Here is a 20,289-nt window from a genome sequence, read left to right on the forward strand (position 1 = left end):
GACTGTTACATTGATACATTGGTAAATTAAACTATGAAGTATTTAAGATTGTCGGGGCTTGAGCCTTTGATTATTACGCCGGAAAGTAATTTCATCAACGTTGGTGAAAGAACCAATGTTGCCGGTTCAAAGAAATTTTTAAGATTAATAAAAGAGGAGAAATATTCTGAAGCTCTTGATATTGCGCGTCATCAGGTTGAAGGTGGGGCGCAGATTCTTGATGTCAATTTCGATGACGGATTGATTGATGGAAAAGCTTCGATGATTAAATTTTTAAATTTAATTGCTTCCGAACCGGATATCGCAAGAATTCCGATTATGGTCGATTCTTCGAAATGGGAAATTCTGGAAGCCGGATTACAGGTAGCTCAGGGAAAATGTGTGGTCAATTCTATCAGCTTAAAAGAAGGCGAGGAAGAATTTATCAAACATGCAAAAGCGATTAAAAGATATGGGGCGGCGATGATCGTTATGGCGTTCGATGAGGTAGGACAGGCCGATACTTATGAACGTAGAATTGAAATTTCAAAGCGTTCTTATGATCTTTTGGTTAATCAATTAAATTTCCCTGCAGAAGATATTATTTTCGATTTAAATATTTTCCCTGTTGCTACGGGAATGGATGAACACAGAAGAAACGCCATCGACTTTATCGAAGCGACAAGATGGGTTCGCCAAAATCTTCCGTATGCGTCTGTGAGTGGGGGAGTTTCCAATGTTTCGTTCTCGTTCCGTGGAAATGACACGGTGAGAGAGGCAATGCACTCAGTTTTCCTATATCATGCGATTCAGGCGGGAATGAATATGGGAATCGTAAATCCTGCGATGTTGGAGGTTTATGATGAAATTAATAAAGAACTCCTAGAATTAGTTGAAGATGTAATTCTTGATAAGAGAGAAGATGCCACAGAACGACTTCTTGATTATTCTGAAAAACATAAATCGGTTAAAAAAGAAAAAGTAGAGGATCTGGAATGGAGAACAAAACCATTACAGGATAGAATCACTCATGCTTTGGTAAAAGGGATCGACCGTTTCATCGAAGAAGACGTGGAAGAAGCAAGACAACAGGCTGCGAAGCCACTTCACGTTATTGAAATCAACTTAATGACCGGAATGGGCGTTGTCGGAGATCTATTCGGAAGCGGAAAAATGTTTTTGCCACAAGTTGTAAAATCGGCAAGGGTAATGAAAAAAGCAGTTGCTTATTTACAGCCTTACATCGAAGCGGAAAAAGACGGTTCGAAACCTGCCAACGGAAAAATTTTAATGGCAACGGTAAAGGGTGATGTTCATGATATCGGTAAAAATATTGTGAGCGTTGTTTTGGGTTGTAACAACTACGAAATTGTTGATTTGGGGGTGATGGTTCCTGCCGAAAAAATTATCCAGACGGCGATTGAAGAAAAAGTAGATGTTATCGGATTGAGTGGATTGATTACGCCAAGTTTGGATGAAATGGTATACATCGCTTCAGAATTGGAGAGACAAAATTTAGATTTTCCTTTGTTAATTGGTGGTGCGACGACTTCAAAAGCACATACCGCTGTGAAAATCGATTTAAAATATAAAAATGCCGTTGTTCACGTTAATGATGCTTCTAGAGCGGTAAACGTTGTGAGTTCATTGTTGGGTGACAGAAATAAAGAATATGTTGAAGATTTAAAAAGTGACTATTCGGATTTCAGAGAAAAATTCCTGAACAGACAGGTTGATAAAGACTATGTATCCATTGAAGATGCCCGAAAAGACAAATTTAAAATCGATTGGGAAAATGAAGAAATTTTTACACCAAATCAATTAGGAATTCAGGTTTTTGAAAATCAGGATTTGAGAGAATTATTGCCTTTTATCGACTGGTCGCCTTTTTTCAGAAGCTGGGATCTGCATGGAAAATATCCGAATATTTTGGAAGATGAGGTTGTTGGAGCTCAGGCAAAGGAATTATTTAAAGATGCGCAGGTTATTTTAAATCGAATTTTAGATGAAAAATTATTAACTGCAAAAGCCATTTTTGGAATTTTTAAAGCGAACTCTAATGAAACGGATGATATTTTAATCTTTGATGAAAATAATGAGCAGAAAGTAAAATTCTTAACATTAAGACAACAAGCTCAACGTTCAAAAGGAAAAGATTATTTGGCTTTAAGTGATTTTATTGCACCTCAAAGTTCAGGAAAAACCGATTATATGGGAGCTTTCTGTGTAACGACAGGTTTCGGAACAGATGAATTGTCAGAGGAATACGAAAAAGCGAATGACGATTATAACGCCATCATGGTAAAAGCTTTGGCAGACCGTTTTGCAGAAGCCTACGCCGAATTTTTACATAAAAAAGTAAGAACGGAATATTGGGGTTATGCGAATCAGGAAAATTTAAGCAATGAAGAATTAATTGCCGAAAAATATAAAGGAATTCGTCCTGCTCCAGGTTATCCGGCTTGTCCAGATCATTTGGAAAAACATGCGATTTGGAATTTGTTAAAAGTTGAAGAAGAAATCGGAGTTTACCTGACGGAAAGTTTAGCCATGTTCCCGACTGCAGCCGTTTCCGGATATTATTTCGGAAGTCCGCACGCGAAATATTTCGGGTTGGGAAAAATTGCAGAAGACCAGTTGAAGGATTATTCGAAAAGAAAAGGGATTTCTCTGCAGGAAGCAAAAAAATGGCTGAATCCTAATTTGGCGGATGGAATTTAATTCAAATAAAAACTTACTATTATAATTAATAATGAAAATCACTGATCATATAAAAAACGCTAACGGAAAAACATTGTTCTCCCTCGAAGTTGTTCCGCCACAAAAAGGAATCGGGATTGAAGATTTATATAAGAATATCGATCCTTTGATGGAATTTAAACCACCATTTATCGATGTGACGACTTCTAGAGAAGAATATATTTACATTGATAAAGGAAACGGCTTGATGGAGCGTCGTATCACAAGAATGCGCCCCGGAACATTGGGTATTTGCGCAGCCATTCAGCATAAATATAATGTTGATACGGTTCCGCATTTGCTTTGCGGAGGTTTTACCAAAGAGGAAACAGAATATCTTTTGGTAGATTGTATGTATCTGGGAATCGATAACATCATGGCTTTGAGAGGTGATGCCATGAAAGGTCACCAATATTTTGAACCCACTCAGGGAGGTCATGCCAGTGCAATGGACTTGGTGCATCAGATCAATGATTTAGGTCGCGGAAAATATCTTCATAATCAGGATGAAGAATGTGAAGAGCATAATAAATTCTGTATTGGAGTGGCCGGTTATCCTGAAAAACACATGGAAGCGCCTTCAATGAATTACGATCTAAAATGGTTAAAACAAAAAGTTGATGCAGGAGCAGATTATATCGTAACACAGATGTTTTTCGATAATAAAAAGTTCATTGAGTTTGTGAAAAAAGCTCGTGAAATGGGAATTACAGTTCCGATTATTCCGGGAATTAAGCCAATTGCGACGAAGAAGCATTTGAAGATTTTACCTCAGATTTTTAAAATTGATTTGCCTGAAGAGCTTATCAATGAAGTTGAAAATGCCAAAAATAACGAAGCGGTAAAGCAGATTGGTATTGAATGGGCTATTAATCAGTGCAGAGAGTTGCTTGATTTTGGAGTTCCTGTATTACATTTTTATTCCATGGGAAAAAGCGACAACATAAAAAAAGTAGCCGGAGAGCTATTCTAATAAAGTAAAAGTGATATTTGATGAGCCTTGTCGAAAGACAGGGCTTTTTTGTATTAAAAGCTTATTAAATTAAGAATTTTTCATAATAGATTCGTCTCTTTTTCAATAAATTTCGTTAATGAATTAAATTTTCAATTTTAGTGTGTTAAAAATAATATTTTAACACAATTAGTGATTTTTATTTTTTATTTTCATTTTAAATTCTGCTTTATATGAAAAAAATAACATTACTTATCGGGGTTCTTGCGCTATCAGTAAACTTATACGCGCAGGTAGGTATTAATACACCTCTTCCCCAAACTTCATTAGATGTAGTCGGGAATGCAGCTTCTACTTCCTCAAAAGATGGCATTTCGGCTCCAAGGGTAACAAGACAACAATTAGCTTCAAAAGTCGCAGGAAATTACGCTGCAGCACAAGCAGGAGCTTTGGTATATGTTACCGATTCTACAACTCCGACAGGAACTACGCCTAGTTTAGCACAAACAGTAGAGATTACAGGTGTTGGCTACTATTTTTTTAACGGTACAGTTTGGAAAAACGTAAACGACAACGCTGTTAATATTTATAATTCAAATGGAGTACTTTCCGGACCTAGAACAGTTACCACTGGTGGAAATCAGCTAAATTTTAATAACGCTTCAAACAGTAGTGTTGCTATAGTTACTAATGCTACTGAAGGTCGTTTATTGGCTTCAGGTGCAAATAGAGGATCTTTAGCTTTATCTTCAGGAACGTCTATTTTGAATCTTTTTCAGGATAATGCAGGAGTGGCTCAAATTACGACTACCGGTGCCTCTACAGGTATGAACTTATTTACAACCAATACTACTCCTCTCACGCTTGGTACCAATAATACAGCAAGAGTTTCGGTTACGAGCGCTGGAAACGTTGGTATCGGTACCACTACCCCTGGGCATAGGTTACATGTGGTTTCGGATGCCGCAGCGGCTAATCGGTTTAATTTGATGGATGCTGATGCTTCTACCAATCAGTATGGTATTTTAGCATTAAGAAATACCTCAGCATTAGCAACCGGAAATTTTTCATTATTAAATTTTACCAATAGCGGACCTACCTCGGGCGGTGGAAATTGGGGAATTGGATCGATAAGAACTGGTGCAACTGTAACAAATGGTTCTGAAGAGGATTTTTATTTTGGAAATTCATTAGGCGGAACTTTACTTGAACGTATGAGAATCACATCTGCCGGAAATGTGGGAATTGGCACCAATGCACCAGCAAGAAGATTTCATGTAAATGCAAATTCGGCTGCTGTAAGATTTGAAAGTTTAGCTACACTCCCTACCAATACAGCTTCTACAGGTTTGGTAATTGATGCTAATGGTGATATTTATAGAAATAATACGGTATCTGTAGAGGGGCAAATCTTGAGAATAGGATTAAATGCTGCTACCTATGCTGTTGGAGTGGAAGCCGGGCTAAGATCAAATCAGAATAATACTTCTGCTCTAATGGCCAATGCTCCAAATGGGGCTCCAAATTTTATTAATACAATTATTGGGGCTACTATTGCTTCGGGAGTTAGTGTAGCTGCTGGCCAAGGATCACCAGCAAGAACAACAGACCAGATTACCCTTCAGCCAGGAACTTACAAGGTGCAAGTAAGATTAGTAGGTAATTTTGCTAGTACGAGTTCTGCGAATTCTGTATTTTTAAAAAGTATTGTGAATAACAGCGAATATTCTTTAGTTAATTTTACCAATAATTCCAATCAAACAACAACTTATTATTTTGATGATTTTATTAATATCACAGGAACTGCACAAACAGTAGACTTTACTATCAGTCCAGGAACAAATACATTTACAACTGCATCTCAACAAACTCCGGGAACTGGAAACTCCTACAGAAGTTTGATTTTGATTCAAAGATTAAGATAATTTTCAATACAATTTATTTAGGTTAAAATGTTTCGGCGGTGGCAAAGCCACCGCCGAAATTATATCTTACAACATAGGATGTCTTTCAAATTCTTTATTTCGATCAAAAAGATAACGATATGTTGCCAATTTTCTAGTCACATTCGTATCCAGATTTTCAGCAATCTTTATCATTTTTGGATTAAAATCGCCAATCCATTGGAGCTCTGTAGTTCTAAAATCAGTATGTTTTCTTAGATGCTGAGTTCCTTCCCAAATCATAAAACCATCGATTCCTTTTCTTTGCCATTCTGGAACAACGCCGAAAACCAAACCAATCATTTTTTCATTTTTCTTAAACCTTTTCACCAAAAGAAATTTAAGTTTTTCAAACCAACCGAATTTTCCATTCAAATATTTAAACCACTGGTTGGTATCGGGGATATTCATCCACATCGCAATCGGTTTTTCATTTTCATAAACGAACCACGAAATATGTTCATTGATAATCGGTTTCATTTTTTTGAACATTTTCAAAGTTTTCGCTTCTTCCATTTGTTTCCCTTCACCATGCGATGCCCATGCTTTATTATAAACTTCCGTAAAATCTTTCGCAAATTTTTCCAGTTTATCTTTCGTCATCGGGATGGCGGAAATTTCAGGATTTCGTTTATGTTTAGCATGCATTACGGTAAAAACTCTTGAAACATCAGCAAAAATAGATCTTGAGAAGCAAAGTTGTTCAAAATAAATTTTAAAACCATAATTCTCAAAAAGCTCTTTGTAATAAGGGAAATTATAATTCATCCCGTACAAAGGTTCTATAAAACCATCAATTAAAAGTCCCCAAAATTTATCGCGTTCTCCGAAATTAATCGGCCCGTCCATCGCATCCATTCCTCTTTGCTGAAGCCAATTTTTACAATGATCAAAAATAAAATTTGCGGTTGATTGATCGTTAATACAATCAAAAAAACCAATTCCTCCTGTTGGCTGATTTTGTTGATAAGTTTCGTTAACAAAAACAGCAACTTTCCCAACTAATTGATTTTGTTTATTCTTAAAGAGAAATCTTACACATTCTCCGTTTCTGAAAAATTTGTTTTTTTGTGGATTAAAAACCTCTTCAATATCTTTGTTTAAAGGTCTGATGTAATTTTTGTCATGTTGATAAAGTGTGGCTGGAAATTCTAAAAATTCCTTTTTCTGGGTTTCGTTTTGTACTTCTTCAACAATAATCATGACTTAAAATGAGAGTGAAGATTGAAAGATAATGTTTTTCAACCAAATTAAATATGACGAACAGATTTTATCCGTATTTTTGTGCAAATTAAATAAAAATGGTTGATTTTACTGATAACGACGATGATATTTTCACTGGAAAAGAACATACGCCTATAAGGGAAGATGCTTTTGAAAAATCGCCACAGGAAAAGATTGAGAAAATAACCGAGCTATTCGGTGAGATTATGGAAACGCTGGGACTTGATATGACTGATGATTCGTTGAAAGATTCTCCAAAACGTGTTGCCAAAATGTATGTAAACGAAATTTTCGGAGGACTTCTTCCAGAAAACAAACCCGGAATTTCCACCTTTTCGAACAAATATAAATACCGCCAGATGTTGGTGGAAAAAGATATTACAGTATATTCGTTCTGCGAACATCACTTTTTGCCGATTATCGGAAGAGCACATGTTGCTTATATTTCGAACGGTGAGGTGATTGGTCTTTCAAAAATCAATAGAATTGTTGATTATTATGCGAAAAGACCTCAGGTTCAGGAAAGATTGACGATGCAGATTGTAGATGCTTTGAAAGAAGCTTTGGGAACAGAAAATGTTGCTTGTATCATCGATGCAAAGCATCTTTGTGTAAATTGCAGAGGAATCAAAGATACGGCAAGTTCTACTATTACAGCAGAATTGAGTGGGATTTTCAGAACAAATCCTATTACAAGACAGGAATTCCTTCATTATGTAGGAAGTCATGCGAAATTGGATTATTAAAGTCATGACTCGTGGATTATCAGATTCTTAAAAATATTGTTGAGGAAGAACTTCTAAGATTTGAAGAAATTTATGAAGAAGATTGGTCGTATAAAATTTCCTCTGAAAAATGGTCGAAAAAAGAAATTTTAGGTCATCTTTGTGATAGTGCTTTCACGAATGTAAGGAGATTTGTAGTTACTCAATATAAAGAAAACGAGAATATTGTTTATGATCAGAATTTGTGGGTAACAGCTCAGAATTATCAGAATATTCCGACGTCGGATATTATCAATCTTTGGAAATTTCTTAATTTTCAGATTGTGAATATTGTTGAAAATATTCCGGACGAAGCTTTGCAAAGAACCTGTGATATGACAAAAACAGAACCTCAGATTTTCACATTAGAATTTATTATTAATGATTACATTAGTCATTTACAACATCATTTAAAAGCAATTTAATAATGATAAAATTTAAAAAAGTTTCAGATAAAATTTTTGTAGCCACAATTATTTGTTGTTGCTGTAAATGCTGTTATTAAAAAGTGAAAGTCTTTTAATAATTAAAACTTTAAACTAAATTTTAAAATCATTAAATCAAAATAAAAAAATGCAACTAAAAATATACAACTCGCTTGCGGGAGAAAAAGAAATATTTAAACCAATTTTAGAAGGAAATGTGGGAATGTACGTTTGTGGACCAACGGTTTACAGCAATGTGCATTTGGGAAATGTGAGGACTTTCCTTTCTTTTGACTTCATTTACAGAAGTTTAACGCATCTTGGTTACAAGGTAAGATATGTAAGAAATATCACCGATGCTGGTCACCTTACCGACGATGGAGATGTGAATAACGATAGATTCGTAAAGCAAACTCGTCTTGAAAAATTGGAGCCTATGGAAATCGTACAAAAATATACAGTTGATTTCCATAAAGTTTTGGATATGTTCAATTTATTGCCACCGAATATAGAGCCGACTGCAACAGGTCACATCGTTGAGCAAATTGAATTAACTCAAATATTAATTGAAAAAGGATTCGCTTACGAAAGCAATGGTTCTGTGTATTTCGATGTGTTGGAATATAATGCAAGAGGCTTGAATTATGGTGAGTTGTCAAAAAGAAATATCGAAGAACTTTTCGCCAATACCCGTGATTTAGACGGACAAGGCGAAAAGAAAAATCCACAGGATTTTGCATTGTGGAAAAAAGCTTCTCCTGCACATATCATGAGATGGAATTCGCCTTGGGGAGAAGGTTTTCCTGGATGGCATCTTGAATGTACCGCGATGAGTACTAAGTATTTAGGTGAAACTTTCGATATTCACGGAGGTGGAATGGATTTGAAATTCCCGCACCACGAATGTGAAATTGCACAAGGAAAAGCTTGTAATGATGCTTCTCCGGTAAATTACTGGATGCATGCTAATATGTTGACAATGAATTCTCAACGTATGAGCAAATCAACAGGAAATTATATTTTGCCAATGCAATTAATGACTGGTGAAAATGATTTCTTTGAAAAGCCTTTCCATCCGTCGATTGTACGTTTTTGCTTCCTGCAAGCTCATTACAGAAGTGTTTTAGATATTTCTAATGATGCGATGTTGGCAAGTGAAAAAGGTTTCATCAGATTAATGGAAGCGATTAAAGTTTTAAACTCTATTACTCCGAATGATGAAAAACAATCTGGCTTCAATCTTGAGGAATGGAAAAATAAAGCGTATGATGCTTTAACAGATGATTTCAACTCTCCGGTTTTGATTGCGCATTTATTTGAAGCTGTAAAATATATTTTTGCTTTAAATGATGCTAAAGAAACGATTTCAACGAAAGATTTAGAAGATTTAAAATCTACTTTAAATGCTTTAGTTTTCGATGTTTTAGGACTTCAGGCAATTGAGGAAAACAACAATGAAAAATTAGATCAGACATTACAGGTTTTAATTGAACTGAGAAATCAGGCAAGAAAATCTAAAAACTTTGATTTGTCAGACCAAATCCGTGATAAACTCCTTGCAGAAGGCATCGAACTGAAAGACGGAAGAGACGGAACGACTTACGTTTTGAATTAGAATAAAATTTTCTTTTACTATATCTCTCGCAGATTTTACAGATTACGCAGATTTTTAAATACAATCATCTGCCAAATCCATAAAATCTGCGAGAGTTTTTTATGCATAAAACCATTATTTCTAAGAAGAAATTTATTTTCAAATCTTAGTCTAAACCTTAATCTCAACCTAAAAAAAATTACAATTTAATCTATAAATTACGTAACTTAGTCATAATAAAATGATTAAAAATAAAATTTACAGACTATGAAAAAACATTTATTCCCTTTATTCTTGTTGTTAATTGGAGTGAACGCTTCTGCGCAACAAGATTTTTTCGCCTTGGTAGGAAAAGATACACCAAGCATTACTTTCAATGATTTCCGTGCAATTGACGTAGAAAATGGTATTTCCGGAGAGAAAATTTTAACTGCTGATTCTTCTGCAAGAGTTTTTTCGCAAACAAACAGAGGAGTTGTAACTGAGGATAAAAATACCTACAATAATGCTCAGGCAACTACAATGGCGACATTGGCTTTTGATTCATTCAATAACAATTTGGTGTATATGCCAATGTTTTCTTCTAATATTTATGTTTTAAATGCAAAAACTAAAGATATTACTTTGGTGGAAAACAATGTGGCAAGAGTCACTTCATGCGACATCAATTCTCATATTACGAGAATGGCAACTGGCTATGATGGAAACATTTATGCTATAAACAATGCCGGAACTCAGTTTTTGCAGATTAGCAAAAAAGGAAGTCAATATACTGTAAACGATCTTGGAATTATTAAAGATGATGCCTCTAACGGAAAAAACTCTTTCACAGCCATAGAAACTGGTTTTGGAGGCGATATGATTGCCGATACAGAGAATAACTTCTTTGTTTTTTCCACTTCTGGAAATGTTTTTAAAGTTTCTACGAAAGAACTGAAAGCGAAATTTATGGGTAAAATTTCCGGCATTCCTGAAAATTATTCAGTGAACGGTTCTGCTGTAAATTCAAAAGGAAAAGTAGTGATTGCAAGTGCAAAAGGAGCTTCTTTATATGAAGTTGATTTGAATACTTTACAGGCAAAACAAATTCCGGGGGAACAAAACCTTCACATTTACGATTTGGCAAGTAAATATTTCGCGTATGATAGAACAATTTCAAATAACGTTTTTGCCAACTTAGATATTTATCCGACGAGAGTTGATGAAAAATTCATCAATGTAAATGTGAACGATAAATCAGTAAAAGGGAACATTAAAATGAATGTTTTCGACTTATCTGGTAAAAATGTAATGAAGGAAAATTTATCTGTAAAAGACGGTTCTTTGAATCAGCAGATTTATCTTAAAAACTTAGTGAGCGGAGCTTATTTGGTAAGTATTACCGACGAATCCGGAAAAATATTATTAAACAAGAAAATTTTAGTTACAGAATAATCTTTAACTTTGTTTAAAACTTAGAAACCTTTTCAATTTTTTGGGAAGGTTTTTTTAATGAATATTTGATATTCAATAAGTTTTGTTTTTCAAGATTATAATGTATTTTTATAAAAAAATATAAATGAAGCTATACTTTAATGTAGGATACAATGCAAAAATAGGAGAATCTTTGCAGTTGATTATCAATGAAGAAGGAGCTGTTCCGCAAAAGCATATAATGTTTTATGCAGAAAACGGATTGTGGAAATCTGAGGTTGATTTTTTTTCAAAAACGATTTCATATCAATATCAATTGATAGATGAAAAAGGAAATGTTCTAAGAGAAGAATTTGTTCCGCATCATCTTAATTTTCCGCACAACTACAAGGAATTTATAATTTTTGATGAGTGGAATAATAAAAATTTTCCTGAAAATTATTTAAACAATAAAATTCTTTACAACAAGCTGAATACCTTCTCGCCTGAGAAAATTTCAGTGTTGAAAAAACATACGCATTTATTCCGAATTGAAGCGCCGATTTATAATCCGAGCTGGAAAATCGTTTTGTTTGGAAACACGGCTTCTTTAGGAAATTGGGATTACGAAAAAGCGATCCATTTATCTCAGACCGATTTTGGAATCTGGGAAACTTCGCTTGAAATTCCTGAGAACGAAATTATTCAATATAAATATTGTCTTTACGATACCGAAAAAGGTAAAGTAATCGATGTTGAAACTGGAGAAAACCGTTTTGCTTTGCCAAATCAGGCTAAGGATGTTTTGCAGATTGTTTCGAATCATTATTTTAAGTTCAAATTATATCAGATGTATCACGATGCGGGAGTTGCCGTTCCTATTTTCTCTTTGAGAACGGAAGACGGTTTCGGTGTAGGAGAATTTTCTGATATGAAAAAATTGGCAGATTGGACGAATGAAACTAATTTGGGAATCATTCAAATTTTACCAATCAACGATACAACGGCTAATTATACATGGACGGATTCTTATCCTTACGCCGCGGTTTCTGTTTACGCTTTGCATCCGCAATATATTTCTCTTGAAAATCTTGATTTTAAACTACCTAAAGATTTAGTTGAAGAATATAAAGCTGAAAAATCGGAATTAAATTCATTAGAATTAATCGATTACGAAAAGATGATTTCCGGAAAATGGAAATATCTGAAAGCAGTTTTTAATGAAGGTAAAGAGAAAATTTATAAAGATAGAAACTTTAAAAAGTTCATAAAAGACAACGAAAGTTGGTTGCTTCCATATTCTGCGTTTTGTGTTTTGAGAGATAAATACAAAACTCCGAATTTCAATGAATGGAAGACGCACAAAAAATATATCGCAGGAAAAATTACTCCGTTTTTTACCGCGAAAAGTAAAGATTACGATGCTTCAATGCTTCATGCCTGGGTACAATATCAACTTCATAAGCAGTTGAAAGATGCGATTGTTTATACCCATAGTTTAGGCGTTTCTGTAAAAGGAGATTTGCCAATCGGAATTTACAGATATTCGGTAGAAGCATGGACAGAACCTGAATTATTCGGAATGGATTTTCAAGCTGGAGCACCGCCAGATCAGTTTACAGAATTGGGACAAAACTGGGAATTCCCGACGTACAATTGGGAAGCCATGAAGGCCGACGATTATAAGTGGTGGAAAAACAGATTCAAAGCATTGGAACAGTATTTTGATGCGATGAGAATCGACCATATTTTAGGATTTTTTAGAATCTGGAGAATGCCGATCTCTGCAACACAAGGTATTTTGGGATATTTTTATCCTGCGGTTCCGATTACTTTGGAGGAATTCAACGCTTGGCATATTCCTTTTAATTTTGACAGATATTGCAAACCGTTTATCAACGACCAGATTCTTTGGAAATATTTTGGTGAAAATAGTGGAAAAGCACTTGAATTTATCAACAATAATCAGGACGGAACGTATTCATTTAAGGATGAATTTAATACTCAAAGAAAATTATCAGATTTCTTCAAGAAAAACCCAAGAGGTTCGATTGAAGAGCAACTAATTTCACTTTGTGCCAATGTTTTATTTTTAATTGAAGAAAGAAACGGGCAAATTGTTTATCATCCAAGATTTAATGTTTACAATACAGAATCTTATAAACATCTTTCGGATTGGGAAAAAAAGGCAATCTACGATTTATATCACGATTATTTCTTCAAGAGACAGGATGGTCTTTGGCACGAAAAGGCGATGGAAAAACTTCCAATGATCTTGAATGCCACTGAAATGTTGATTTGTGGAGAAGATCTTGGTCTGGTTCCGGATTGTGTTCCTGTGGTGATGGATGAATTGGCGATTATTGCATTGAAAGTTCAAAGAATGCCATCAGATAATATTCCGTTTTATAATCCTAAAAATGCAAGTTATCTGAATGTGGTAACGGCTTCTTCGCACGACAGTTCGACGTTGAGACAATGGTGGAAAGAAGATCCGGCTTTAACGCAGAAATATTTTAATCAACAATTGGTTCAGTACGGAAAAGCACCTGATGAATTGGATGAAAATTTAGCTGAAATCATTATGAAGCAGCATCTTTACAATGATTCGATGTTAGCAATTTTCCCGATTCAGGAATTTTTAGCAACGGATAAAGCGCTTAAAAATCCGAAAATGGATAACGAGAGAATCAATAATCCGGCGGTTTTCCCACATTACTGGAGATACAGAATGCATTTGAATTTAGAAGATCTAAAAACGCAGACCAATTTCAATCAAAAAATTGCAAACTGGGTAAAAGATAGCGGAAGAGTATAAATTTAACATTTGATTATCAATTACTTGACAATAAATTAAAAGAAGTTTTATCGAAAGATTTAACTTCTTTTTTTTATTTATATCCAAAAGATAGAATAAAGATATTCTACTATATATTAACCAATTAACGACTATAAAATGAAAAAAATATTAATCGGTTTTGCTTTGAGTATGGCGACTTTATCGTTTGCTCAGCAGTATCCAAACAATGGCTGGGATGATGACGGATATTATCAGAATGACAATGGATATTACAGCGATCAGGATGACCAGAATTATTTCCCGGATGATTATTATTACAATTATCCTCAGGATTATTACCCAAGCAATTACTACCAAAGTAATTATAACGACTACAGGAACAGTATTGTAAACGTAAACTGGAATGTATTCTTCACCCAAAACAGATTGTCTCGTTGGCAAATAGATCAGATTTTACAATTAAATAATCTGTATTCAAGTTTTTCAACATGGAATAATTTCTACAGATACAACCCAGACAGATGGTATTATGATCGTTTTTATGCACTGGAAAGAATCATGGGACCGAGAGTTTTCGTTGTGTTCCAAAACAATTATTATAGAGGATACAGCAGTCCGGTGGTTTATTTCCAAAATTACAGAAGAACGCATTACGCTTCGATCTGCAGACCAATGCCTCGTTACAGAAATGTGGATATTAATATTTACAGAGTCGACAGAGCGAAATTCCGCAGAATGGATAATCCGACAATTAATATTGTGAGAAATAATACGTATTCCGGAGGATTTAGAAATCAGTCGAATAACAGAAATAATAATTCTGGCGGTTTCAGAAACGACAATGTGAGAAATAACAGCGGTTTCAGAAATAACAACGATAATGCGGTAAGAAATAATAACGAAGGCTTCCGAGGAAATAGAAACAATGAAGGTTTCAGAAGTGAAAGAGCTGATAACAACAATGGTTTCAGAGGAAATAATGGGGGATTCCGAGGTGGAAATAATGAAGCAAGAAGAGAGGAGCCGAAAAGAAATGATAACAATGGTTTCCGTGGAAACAGCAATAACGGTGGATTTAGACAAAGAAGTGAAAATGCTGCTCCAAGACAGGAAAACCGAGGAAATGGAAACGAGAATCGTGGTGGATTCAGAAACAAATTAGCGAATAATTAATTTTCATATATTATATTTAAGTGGTGTGAAGGGCAGGTCATTTTTGATCTGTCCTTTTTTTGTTTTAAAAATTAAAATATTGATATTTAAATTTAACATTTTTTATGAATATTATCATTTAACTTTAGTTTTAACTAATAATCAAAAAGATGTATAACAATTAATTAAAAATTTAAAAAAGATGAAAAAGTTAATTTTAGCAATAGCATTTATTGGAATGGGAAGTTTTGCAATGGCACAAACTACAACTCTACAGGATAAAGACGCCAAAAGAGCGGAATTTCAACAAAAAAGACAACAAAAAGAGCAGGAGCATTTGGCTCAGATGCAGAAAGATTTAAATTTAAATCAATCTCAGGTAGCGCAGATTAAAGCTCTTCATGAAAAAAGAAAAGATGATATGAAGGCTGATTTTGCTAAAAATAAAGAAGCAAGACAGGCTAAAATGGAAGAAATGAAAGCTAAAAGAGCGCAGATGGATGCTGATATGAAGAAGATCTTAACGCCAGCGCAGTATGATAAATGGCAGGCAGACAGAAAAGCGAAGATGGAAGCAAGAAAGGTGGCGATGAAAGACAAAGGAATGAAGGGAGGAAAAATGATGAAGAAACACATGGAGACGGCAGCTCCGCAAGCGAATTAATAGCTTATTTTTTTGATTTTTTAATGTTGAAAGAGCAGATGATTTTCTGCTCTTTTTGTATTAATTTTCATTAAAACTTTTGATTTCGGGCTTTTATTCCCTAATTTTGACTATAAATTTATTACTTATGATTAGCGAGAAAATTGCAAAATTAATTAACGAACAAATAGCTCACGAACAATACGCTGCCCAATATTACCTTTCTATGTCTGCATGGTTTTCTGCAAAAGATCTTGACGGAATTGCCAATTATTTCAGAGTGCAAAGCAAAGAAGAATTGATGCACGCAGATAAAATGTTTGATTATTTAAATGATGTAGGAGGCGAAATTATCATCGGAGAAATTGCAAAGCCACCTCATGAATTCGTAGGTGCGATCGATATTTTTGAAAAGGCTCTAGAACACGAAAAAAAAGTGACAAAAAGTATCTTCAACATCGTAAAAAATGCGAACGACGAAGGTGATTTTGCAACAACTTCTTTCTTACAATGGTTCATCAACGAGCAAGTAGAAGAAGAAGCAAGCGCATCGCAATATGTAACTAAAATCAAAATGGTAAGCGATAATCCATCGGCTTTATATCTTTTTGATCAGGAATTGGCCCAGAGAGTTTTTACTCCAGATCCAACAGCTTAATTTAATTTTTATTGTTAAGATATAGTTTCGGCGGTGGCAAAGCCACCGCCGAAACATTTTAACTTACTATTTTTTAGTCAAAATATATTTTTCTCCTTCAGGTTTAAACCCTTCTTCGCTTTCCTTCATTTTTTGTAGTTCGATGGTATTTCCGGTAATTTTAAACTGGTACAAATCTTTTACAGAACTCTTCTCAAGTAAAATTCCGTCGAAATTTTGAGTTCCATCGGCAAAATCATACACAATTTCATATTTGGTATAATCCTTAAAATTTACTTTACCGTCATTACTGAACGTTATTGTGGAAGAAGATCCCTTCTCTGAGTAGTTTCCGTCAAAAAGTATTTTTCTTAAATCTTTCTGGGTGTCTCCATCAAATTTTTGATAAGTTTCGGTTTTATTTTGATAAACCATTTCCAGATTTTGACCGCCCAATTTTAACCCTAAAAAATCTTTTAGATTAGGATCTGTACTTTTTCCATTTGCTAAAAATTCTTTTTTGCTTTCATCAAATTTAATAGGTGCATCAAAGCCGCCCTCATGTGCTGTAAAACCACGTAAATTAGCCTCTCCTTTAAGCAGTTCATTTTTATCAATAGTTATGAATAAGGGGATAGCAGCATTTCTATGCGGATAAATAGATTTTGTTTTCTGAATATTTTCCATATAAGCTTTGGAAATCCAGCTTCCGGAAATTTGTTCTACAGTTGATGCAATTGGAGTTTCAGATACAGAGATGTTTTCTTTTGAAGAGTTTGAAATCTCGCTTTTTTGTTGATTACAAGATACTAGAACTGCGACTAGCAATACGTTTGTTAATTTTTTCATTCATTTGTTTTTTACAACAACGAATTAACAAATTAAATGCCAGATTTACAAATAAATAAGTTGCGTTTTAAGAACTTTTCTTCCTAAGCTTTCCAGAATTTTTTTATAATTTTCGATTTGGCGATCATTTTTTGCAGTTTCTTCTCCTGTTTTGAAATCAACAATAATATAACCGTCATTGCTTTTTAAAATTCTGTCCGGACGATACATTCTACTTTCCCCGTTTTCAGAAATCATAATGTCTTTTTCATTAATAACCTCCCATTTTTCATCGAAAAATTCAGCATAATCTGTGATAATTTGTTCCAATGTCTCCTGAATATCATGCTGTTCTTCAATGGTTATCTGTCCGTCCAAAACATAACTTTCAACCACTTTTTTAATATCTTTTTCGGTGTTGATTTTCGAAAGCAATTCATGCACAAAAAGCCCAATTCTTACTTTTTCATTCCGAACCTGATAGTTTTTTGAAGGGGTAGCAATTTTAATGGAAGTATTCTTTTCATTACTATTTTTCAGATTGTGGATATCTTTAGTTTCAAAATGTGAAGTTTTATCTTTTGAATGTTTTTTAAGCATTTCGGGGCGAACTTCATACAAATCAAACTCATCAAGGTTTTCCACATTTTTAGTTTGAAGAAATTCCAGCAACTCCAGATTATTTGATGTCTTATTCGCTTTTTGAATATAAAAAAATAATTGTTCAACAGGTCGCGTGGTCGCAACATATTGAAGACATAGTCTGTCAATAAAATTTTTATAGGAATTCTGTTTGTTGAATTTTTCAATTTCGGGATCGTAAACTTCCAGATTTTTACTGAATTGATTAATGTTTACAGATTTCAAAGGCGCATCGCTGCTGGTTTCAAACCAATTGGTAAATTCTGCGTCACGATTTTTATTGATCATTGGAATAAAAACGATCGGGAATTCAAGACCTTTTGCTTTGTGAATCGTCATAATCTGTATCGCATCGATGTTTTCAGAAGCCTGAATGGTATATTTAGAAGCTTCTTCGTCCCAATATTTTAAAAACTCTTTGGTACTTGCTCCTGCATTTTGGGTAAAATTAAAAAGCATTTCCAGAAAGTTCAACAGGAAATCAGTTTCTTTATTTTCAACAGAAAATTCGTTGATATAATATTCTACAGAATTGTATAAATTAAACCTCGGAAGGTTTTCCTGTTTTAATTTTAAAGCGTATTTCTGCCGAATAAATTGTAAAATTTCTTCATGATTTTCTATTTCAAGAATTTCTTTCATTTCTAATGTGAAATCTGCCATGTGAATTCTCCCCAATTTGTTCAGATAATACATCATCATGATCAAAGTCGGTTTATTCTTTGGGTTGACTTCCCATCGCAGAAACTCAATAACAGCCTTCAGCGTATTAGATAATTCTAAAGTTAGACCTTTGTCAGAAATCGTTTTAATATTCGTCTCTTCGCTTCTGTAATTTACTTTCAGGTTTCCCAGTTTTTGTGAATAACTGAAAATGTCGAAATTTCCACGGCAAAGAATCGTAATGTCGGAAAATTTAAAACCATTATCCAAGCTTTCCTGAATGTCTTTTCGCATTCTTTCGGAAGTGTCGTTGTAAAAATCTTCATTGGTCAAGTTTTCAATAAGATTCACTTTTACACGTCCGTCAATGCCTGATTTTGGATTTTGTTCGGCATCTTCACCGAAAATATTTTTATGCTCTTCTTCTAACTTTGCTGAATGATATTGGTATAATTCATTATTAAAATGAACAATATTCTTTGCACTTCGCCAATTATCCTTTAAAACTAAAAGATCGGCTTGTTTTGGAGAAAATTCTTTTTTGTTGATAATATCGAGCATCAGCTTACTTTCGCCGCCACGAAAACGGTAAATACTCTGTTTAGGATCGCCAACCAAAGTAAACGAAGTGTTTTCAGAAGAAACAGAATGATCTCTTAAAGGAACAAAATTCTGCCATTGCAATTCTGAAGTATCCTGAAATTCATCAAAGAAAAAATGTTGAAACTGAGCACCTACTTTTTCATAAATAAAAGAAGAAGGTTCATTTTTTAGATTTTCATTAATTAAAATATTAAACTTTGAAAGTAAAACAAGGTCATTTTCTTCTTCAATTTTTTTCAGTTCATCCTGAATGTCTTTATTAACTTTCAAAGGAAGAAGCGCGGCTAAAATCTTTTCCTGTTTTTGAATTTCAATGTATAAAAAAATCAATTCCATACGGTTTTCGAGCAACTGATCAAGTATTTCAAAAACTTCAGATTCTTTATGTTTAGATTTTGCGGAAGTTCCTTTGCGATAATTATTCAAAACAGATTCTTCAGCGGTTGTCGGGAAAGGAAAACCTGTTCTTTTTTGATTGTAAAAGTCTAAAACTTTAGTAAAAAATCCTCCAATTCCGTTTTTTCCCTGTGCAAAATCTTCAATTTCAATATTTCTGGATTTAAATAATTCAATAGATTTTGTTGAAAGTTCAACAGATTGCTTCTTATTGGAAACAATTTCTTTTCGAAGCAGGTTTTTTATGTTTTCATAATTCGTATTGTCGAAATCTTTATTGTTTTTAAGATGTTCATAATGAATGTCTTTTACAAATTCTTTCGCCGAATCGTAAAGGTTTTTATTTAAATTAATTCTTTCATTATTTTCAAGACTATAATCTACATAATCCATGAAAGAATTGGAGATTGTTTCATTTTCACCAATTTGATCAAGCATTTTATCCACAGCTTCAATCAAGAAAGGTTCTGCTTCAATTTCCAGATTGAAATTTTTCGCTAAACCTAATTCGTAGGAAAAACTTCTTACCAAACGGGAATTAAAACGATCGATCGTTCCGATATTTAATGTGGAATAATTGTGGAGAATATAATCCAGCATTTTTTTGGAACGGTGATGAAGTTCATCAATCGTAATTTTTAAACCTTCTTCTTCAAACGCTTTCTGAATATTCTTAAGATCTCCGTTTTCAGCGAAATTATCGGCAGAAAAGTTGCCTAACCAGGATAAAATTCTTTCCTTCATCTCATTCGCCGCCTTGTTAGTAAACGTAAGCGCCAGAATATTTCTGATGGAATGTTGCTGATTAGGATATCGAAGACAGATCATCAAAAGCCTTTGTACAAGCGCATAGGTTTTCCCAGAGCCCGCAGAAGCATTGATAACTGTATAAGAATTTTGCATTTTTTGATAG

At 34.1% G+C, this 20,289-nt stretch carries 14 protein-coding genes; 11 read left to right on the forward strand and 3 right to left on the reverse strand.

The genetic code is table 11. The features are described from left to right. The first annotated feature begins 33 nt into the window (after positions 1-33). From metH to OXQ85_RS16270, 3 genes are all read left to right on the forward strand, one after another. Positions 34-2,700, forward strand: coding sequence for a methionine synthase (gene metH / locus OXQ85_RS16260; RefSeq protein ID WP_267405834.1), 2,667 nt, complete (start codon positions 34-36; stop codon positions 2,698-2,700). 31 nt (positions 2,701-2,731) lie between these two features. After that, a complete protein-coding gene (metF, locus tag OXQ85_RS16265; RefSeq protein WP_267405835.1) occupies positions 2,732-3,691 on the forward strand; it encodes a methylenetetrahydrofolate reductase [NAD(P)H] in 960 nt (319 codons plus the stop codon). Positions 3,692-3,903: 212 nt separating this feature from the next. Next, entirely contained in the window at positions 3,904-5,595 is a 1,692-nt protein-coding gene (locus OXQ85_RS16270; protein WP_267405836.1) for a hypothetical protein, read from the forward strand. Between the two features lie 66 nt (positions 5,596-5,661). On the opposite strand, the gene OXQ85_RS16275 is transcribed toward OXQ85_RS16270, so the two are convergent. Next, positions 5,662-6,816, reverse strand: coding sequence for a hypothetical protein (locus OXQ85_RS16275; protein ID WP_267405837.1), 1,155 nt, complete (start codon positions 6,814-6,816; stop codon positions 5,662-5,664). A 98-nt stretch (positions 6,817-6,914) separates the two neighbouring features. Here OXQ85_RS16275 and folE point away from each other — a divergent pair, with 98 nt between their 5' ends. From folE to OXQ85_RS16315, 8 genes are all read left to right on the forward strand, one after another. Further along, positions 6,915-7,583 carry a GTP cyclohydrolase I FolE gene (gene folE, locus OXQ85_RS16280; protein WP_267405838.1) on the forward strand — a complete coding sequence of 223 codons (669 nt, stop codon included), beginning with the start codon at positions 6,915-6,917 and terminating at the stop codon, positions 7,581-7,583. A gap of 11 nt (positions 7,584-7,594) precedes the next feature. Beyond that, a complete protein-coding gene (locus tag OXQ85_RS16285; RefSeq protein WP_267405840.1) occupies positions 7,595-8,026 on the forward strand; it encodes a DinB family protein in 432 nt (143 codons plus the stop codon). Positions 8,027-8,174: 148 nt separating this feature from the next. Then, entirely contained in the window at positions 8,175-9,641 is a 1,467-nt protein-coding gene (gene cysS / locus OXQ85_RS16290; RefSeq protein WP_267405842.1) for a cysteine--tRNA ligase, read from the forward strand. A 246-nt stretch (positions 9,642-9,887) separates the two neighbouring features. Continuing rightward, complete coding sequence (locus tag OXQ85_RS16295; RefSeq protein WP_267405844.1) at positions 9,888-11,054, forward strand: T9SS type A sorting domain-containing protein; 1,167 nt, start codon at positions 9,888-9,890, stop codon at positions 11,052-11,054. Between the two features lie 124 nt (positions 11,055-11,178). After that, complete coding sequence (locus OXQ85_RS16300) at positions 11,179-13,830, forward strand: 4-alpha-glucanotransferase (RefSeq protein ID WP_267405845.1); 2,652 nt, start codon at positions 11,179-11,181, stop codon at positions 13,828-13,830. 138 nt (positions 13,831-13,968) lie between these two features. Continuing rightward, positions 13,969-14,985, forward strand: coding sequence for a hypothetical protein (locus OXQ85_RS16305; protein WP_267405846.1), 1,017 nt, complete (start codon positions 13,969-13,971; stop codon positions 14,983-14,985). Between the two features lie 181 nt (positions 14,986-15,166). Next, entirely contained in the window at positions 15,167-15,628 is a 462-nt protein-coding gene (locus tag OXQ85_RS16310) for a hypothetical protein (RefSeq protein ID WP_267405847.1), read from the forward strand. Between the two features lie 127 nt (positions 15,629-15,755). After that, positions 15,756-16,265 (forward strand): ferritin, encoded by a 510-nt coding sequence (locus OXQ85_RS16315; protein ID WP_267405849.1) that lies wholly within the window; start codon positions 15,756-15,758, stop codon positions 16,263-16,265. A 66-nt stretch (positions 16,266-16,331) separates the two neighbouring features. Here OXQ85_RS16315 and OXQ85_RS16320 read toward each other — a convergent pair whose 3' ends face one another. Next, entirely contained in the window at positions 16,332-17,093 is a 762-nt protein-coding gene (locus OXQ85_RS16320; RefSeq protein WP_267405851.1) for a hypothetical protein, read from the reverse strand. A gap of 45 nt (positions 17,094-17,138) precedes the next feature. Beyond that, complete coding sequence (locus OXQ85_RS16325; protein ID WP_267405852.1) at positions 17,139-20,279, reverse strand: UvrD-helicase domain-containing protein; 3,141 nt, start codon at positions 20,277-20,279, stop codon at positions 17,139-17,141. Between the last annotated feature and the right edge of the window lie 10 nt (positions 20,280-20,289).

The organism is Chryseobacterium sp. GM_Chr_2, from assembly GCF_026540445.1.
GTDB lineage: Bacteria > Bacteroidota > Bacteroidia > Flavobacteriales > Weeksellaceae > Chryseobacterium.

Excerpts from the sequence above, each read along its gene's own strand:
- metH (WP_267405834.1), top strand. The coding sequence starts at position 34 with ATGAAGTATTTAAGATTGTCGGGGCTTGAGCCTTTGATTATTACGCCG.
- metF (WP_267405835.1), top strand. The coding sequence starts at position 2,732 with ATGAAAATCACTGATCATATAAAAAACGCTAACGGAAAAACATTGTTC.
- OXQ85_RS16270 (WP_267405836.1), top strand. The coding sequence starts at position 3,904 with ATGAAAAAAATAACATTACTTATCGGGGTTCTTGCGCTATCAGTAAAC.
- OXQ85_RS16275 (WP_267405837.1), bottom strand. The coding sequence starts at position 6,816 with ATGATTATTGTTGAAGAAGTACAAAACGAAACCCAGAAAAAGGAATTT.
- folE (WP_267405838.1), top strand. The coding sequence starts at position 6,915 with ATGGTTGATTTTACTGATAACGACGATGATATTTTCACTGGAAAAGAA.
- cysS (WP_267405842.1), top strand. The coding sequence starts at position 8,175 with ATGCAACTAAAAATATACAACTCGCTTGCGGGAGAAAAAGAAATATTT.
- OXQ85_RS16295 (WP_267405844.1), top strand. The coding sequence starts at position 9,888 with ATGAAAAAACATTTATTCCCTTTATTCTTGTTGTTAATTGGAGTGAAC.
- OXQ85_RS16300 (WP_267405845.1), top strand. The coding sequence starts at position 11,179 with ATGAAGCTATACTTTAATGTAGGATACAATGCAAAAATAGGAGAATCT.
- OXQ85_RS16305 (WP_267405846.1), top strand. The coding sequence starts at position 13,969 with ATGAAAAAAATATTAATCGGTTTTGCTTTGAGTATGGCGACTTTATCG.
- OXQ85_RS16310 (WP_267405847.1), top strand. The coding sequence starts at position 15,167 with ATGAAAAAGTTAATTTTAGCAATAGCATTTATTGGAATGGGAAGTTTT.
- OXQ85_RS16315 (WP_267405849.1), top strand. The coding sequence starts at position 15,756 with ATGATTAGCGAGAAAATTGCAAAATTAATTAACGAACAAATAGCTCAC.
- OXQ85_RS16320 (WP_267405851.1), bottom strand. The coding sequence starts at position 17,093 with ATGAAAAAATTAACAAACGTATTGCTAGTCGCAGTTCTAGTATCTTGT.
- OXQ85_RS16325 (WP_267405852.1), bottom strand. The coding sequence starts at position 20,279 with ATGCAAAATTCTTATACAGTTATCAATGCTTCTGCGGGCTCTGGGAAA.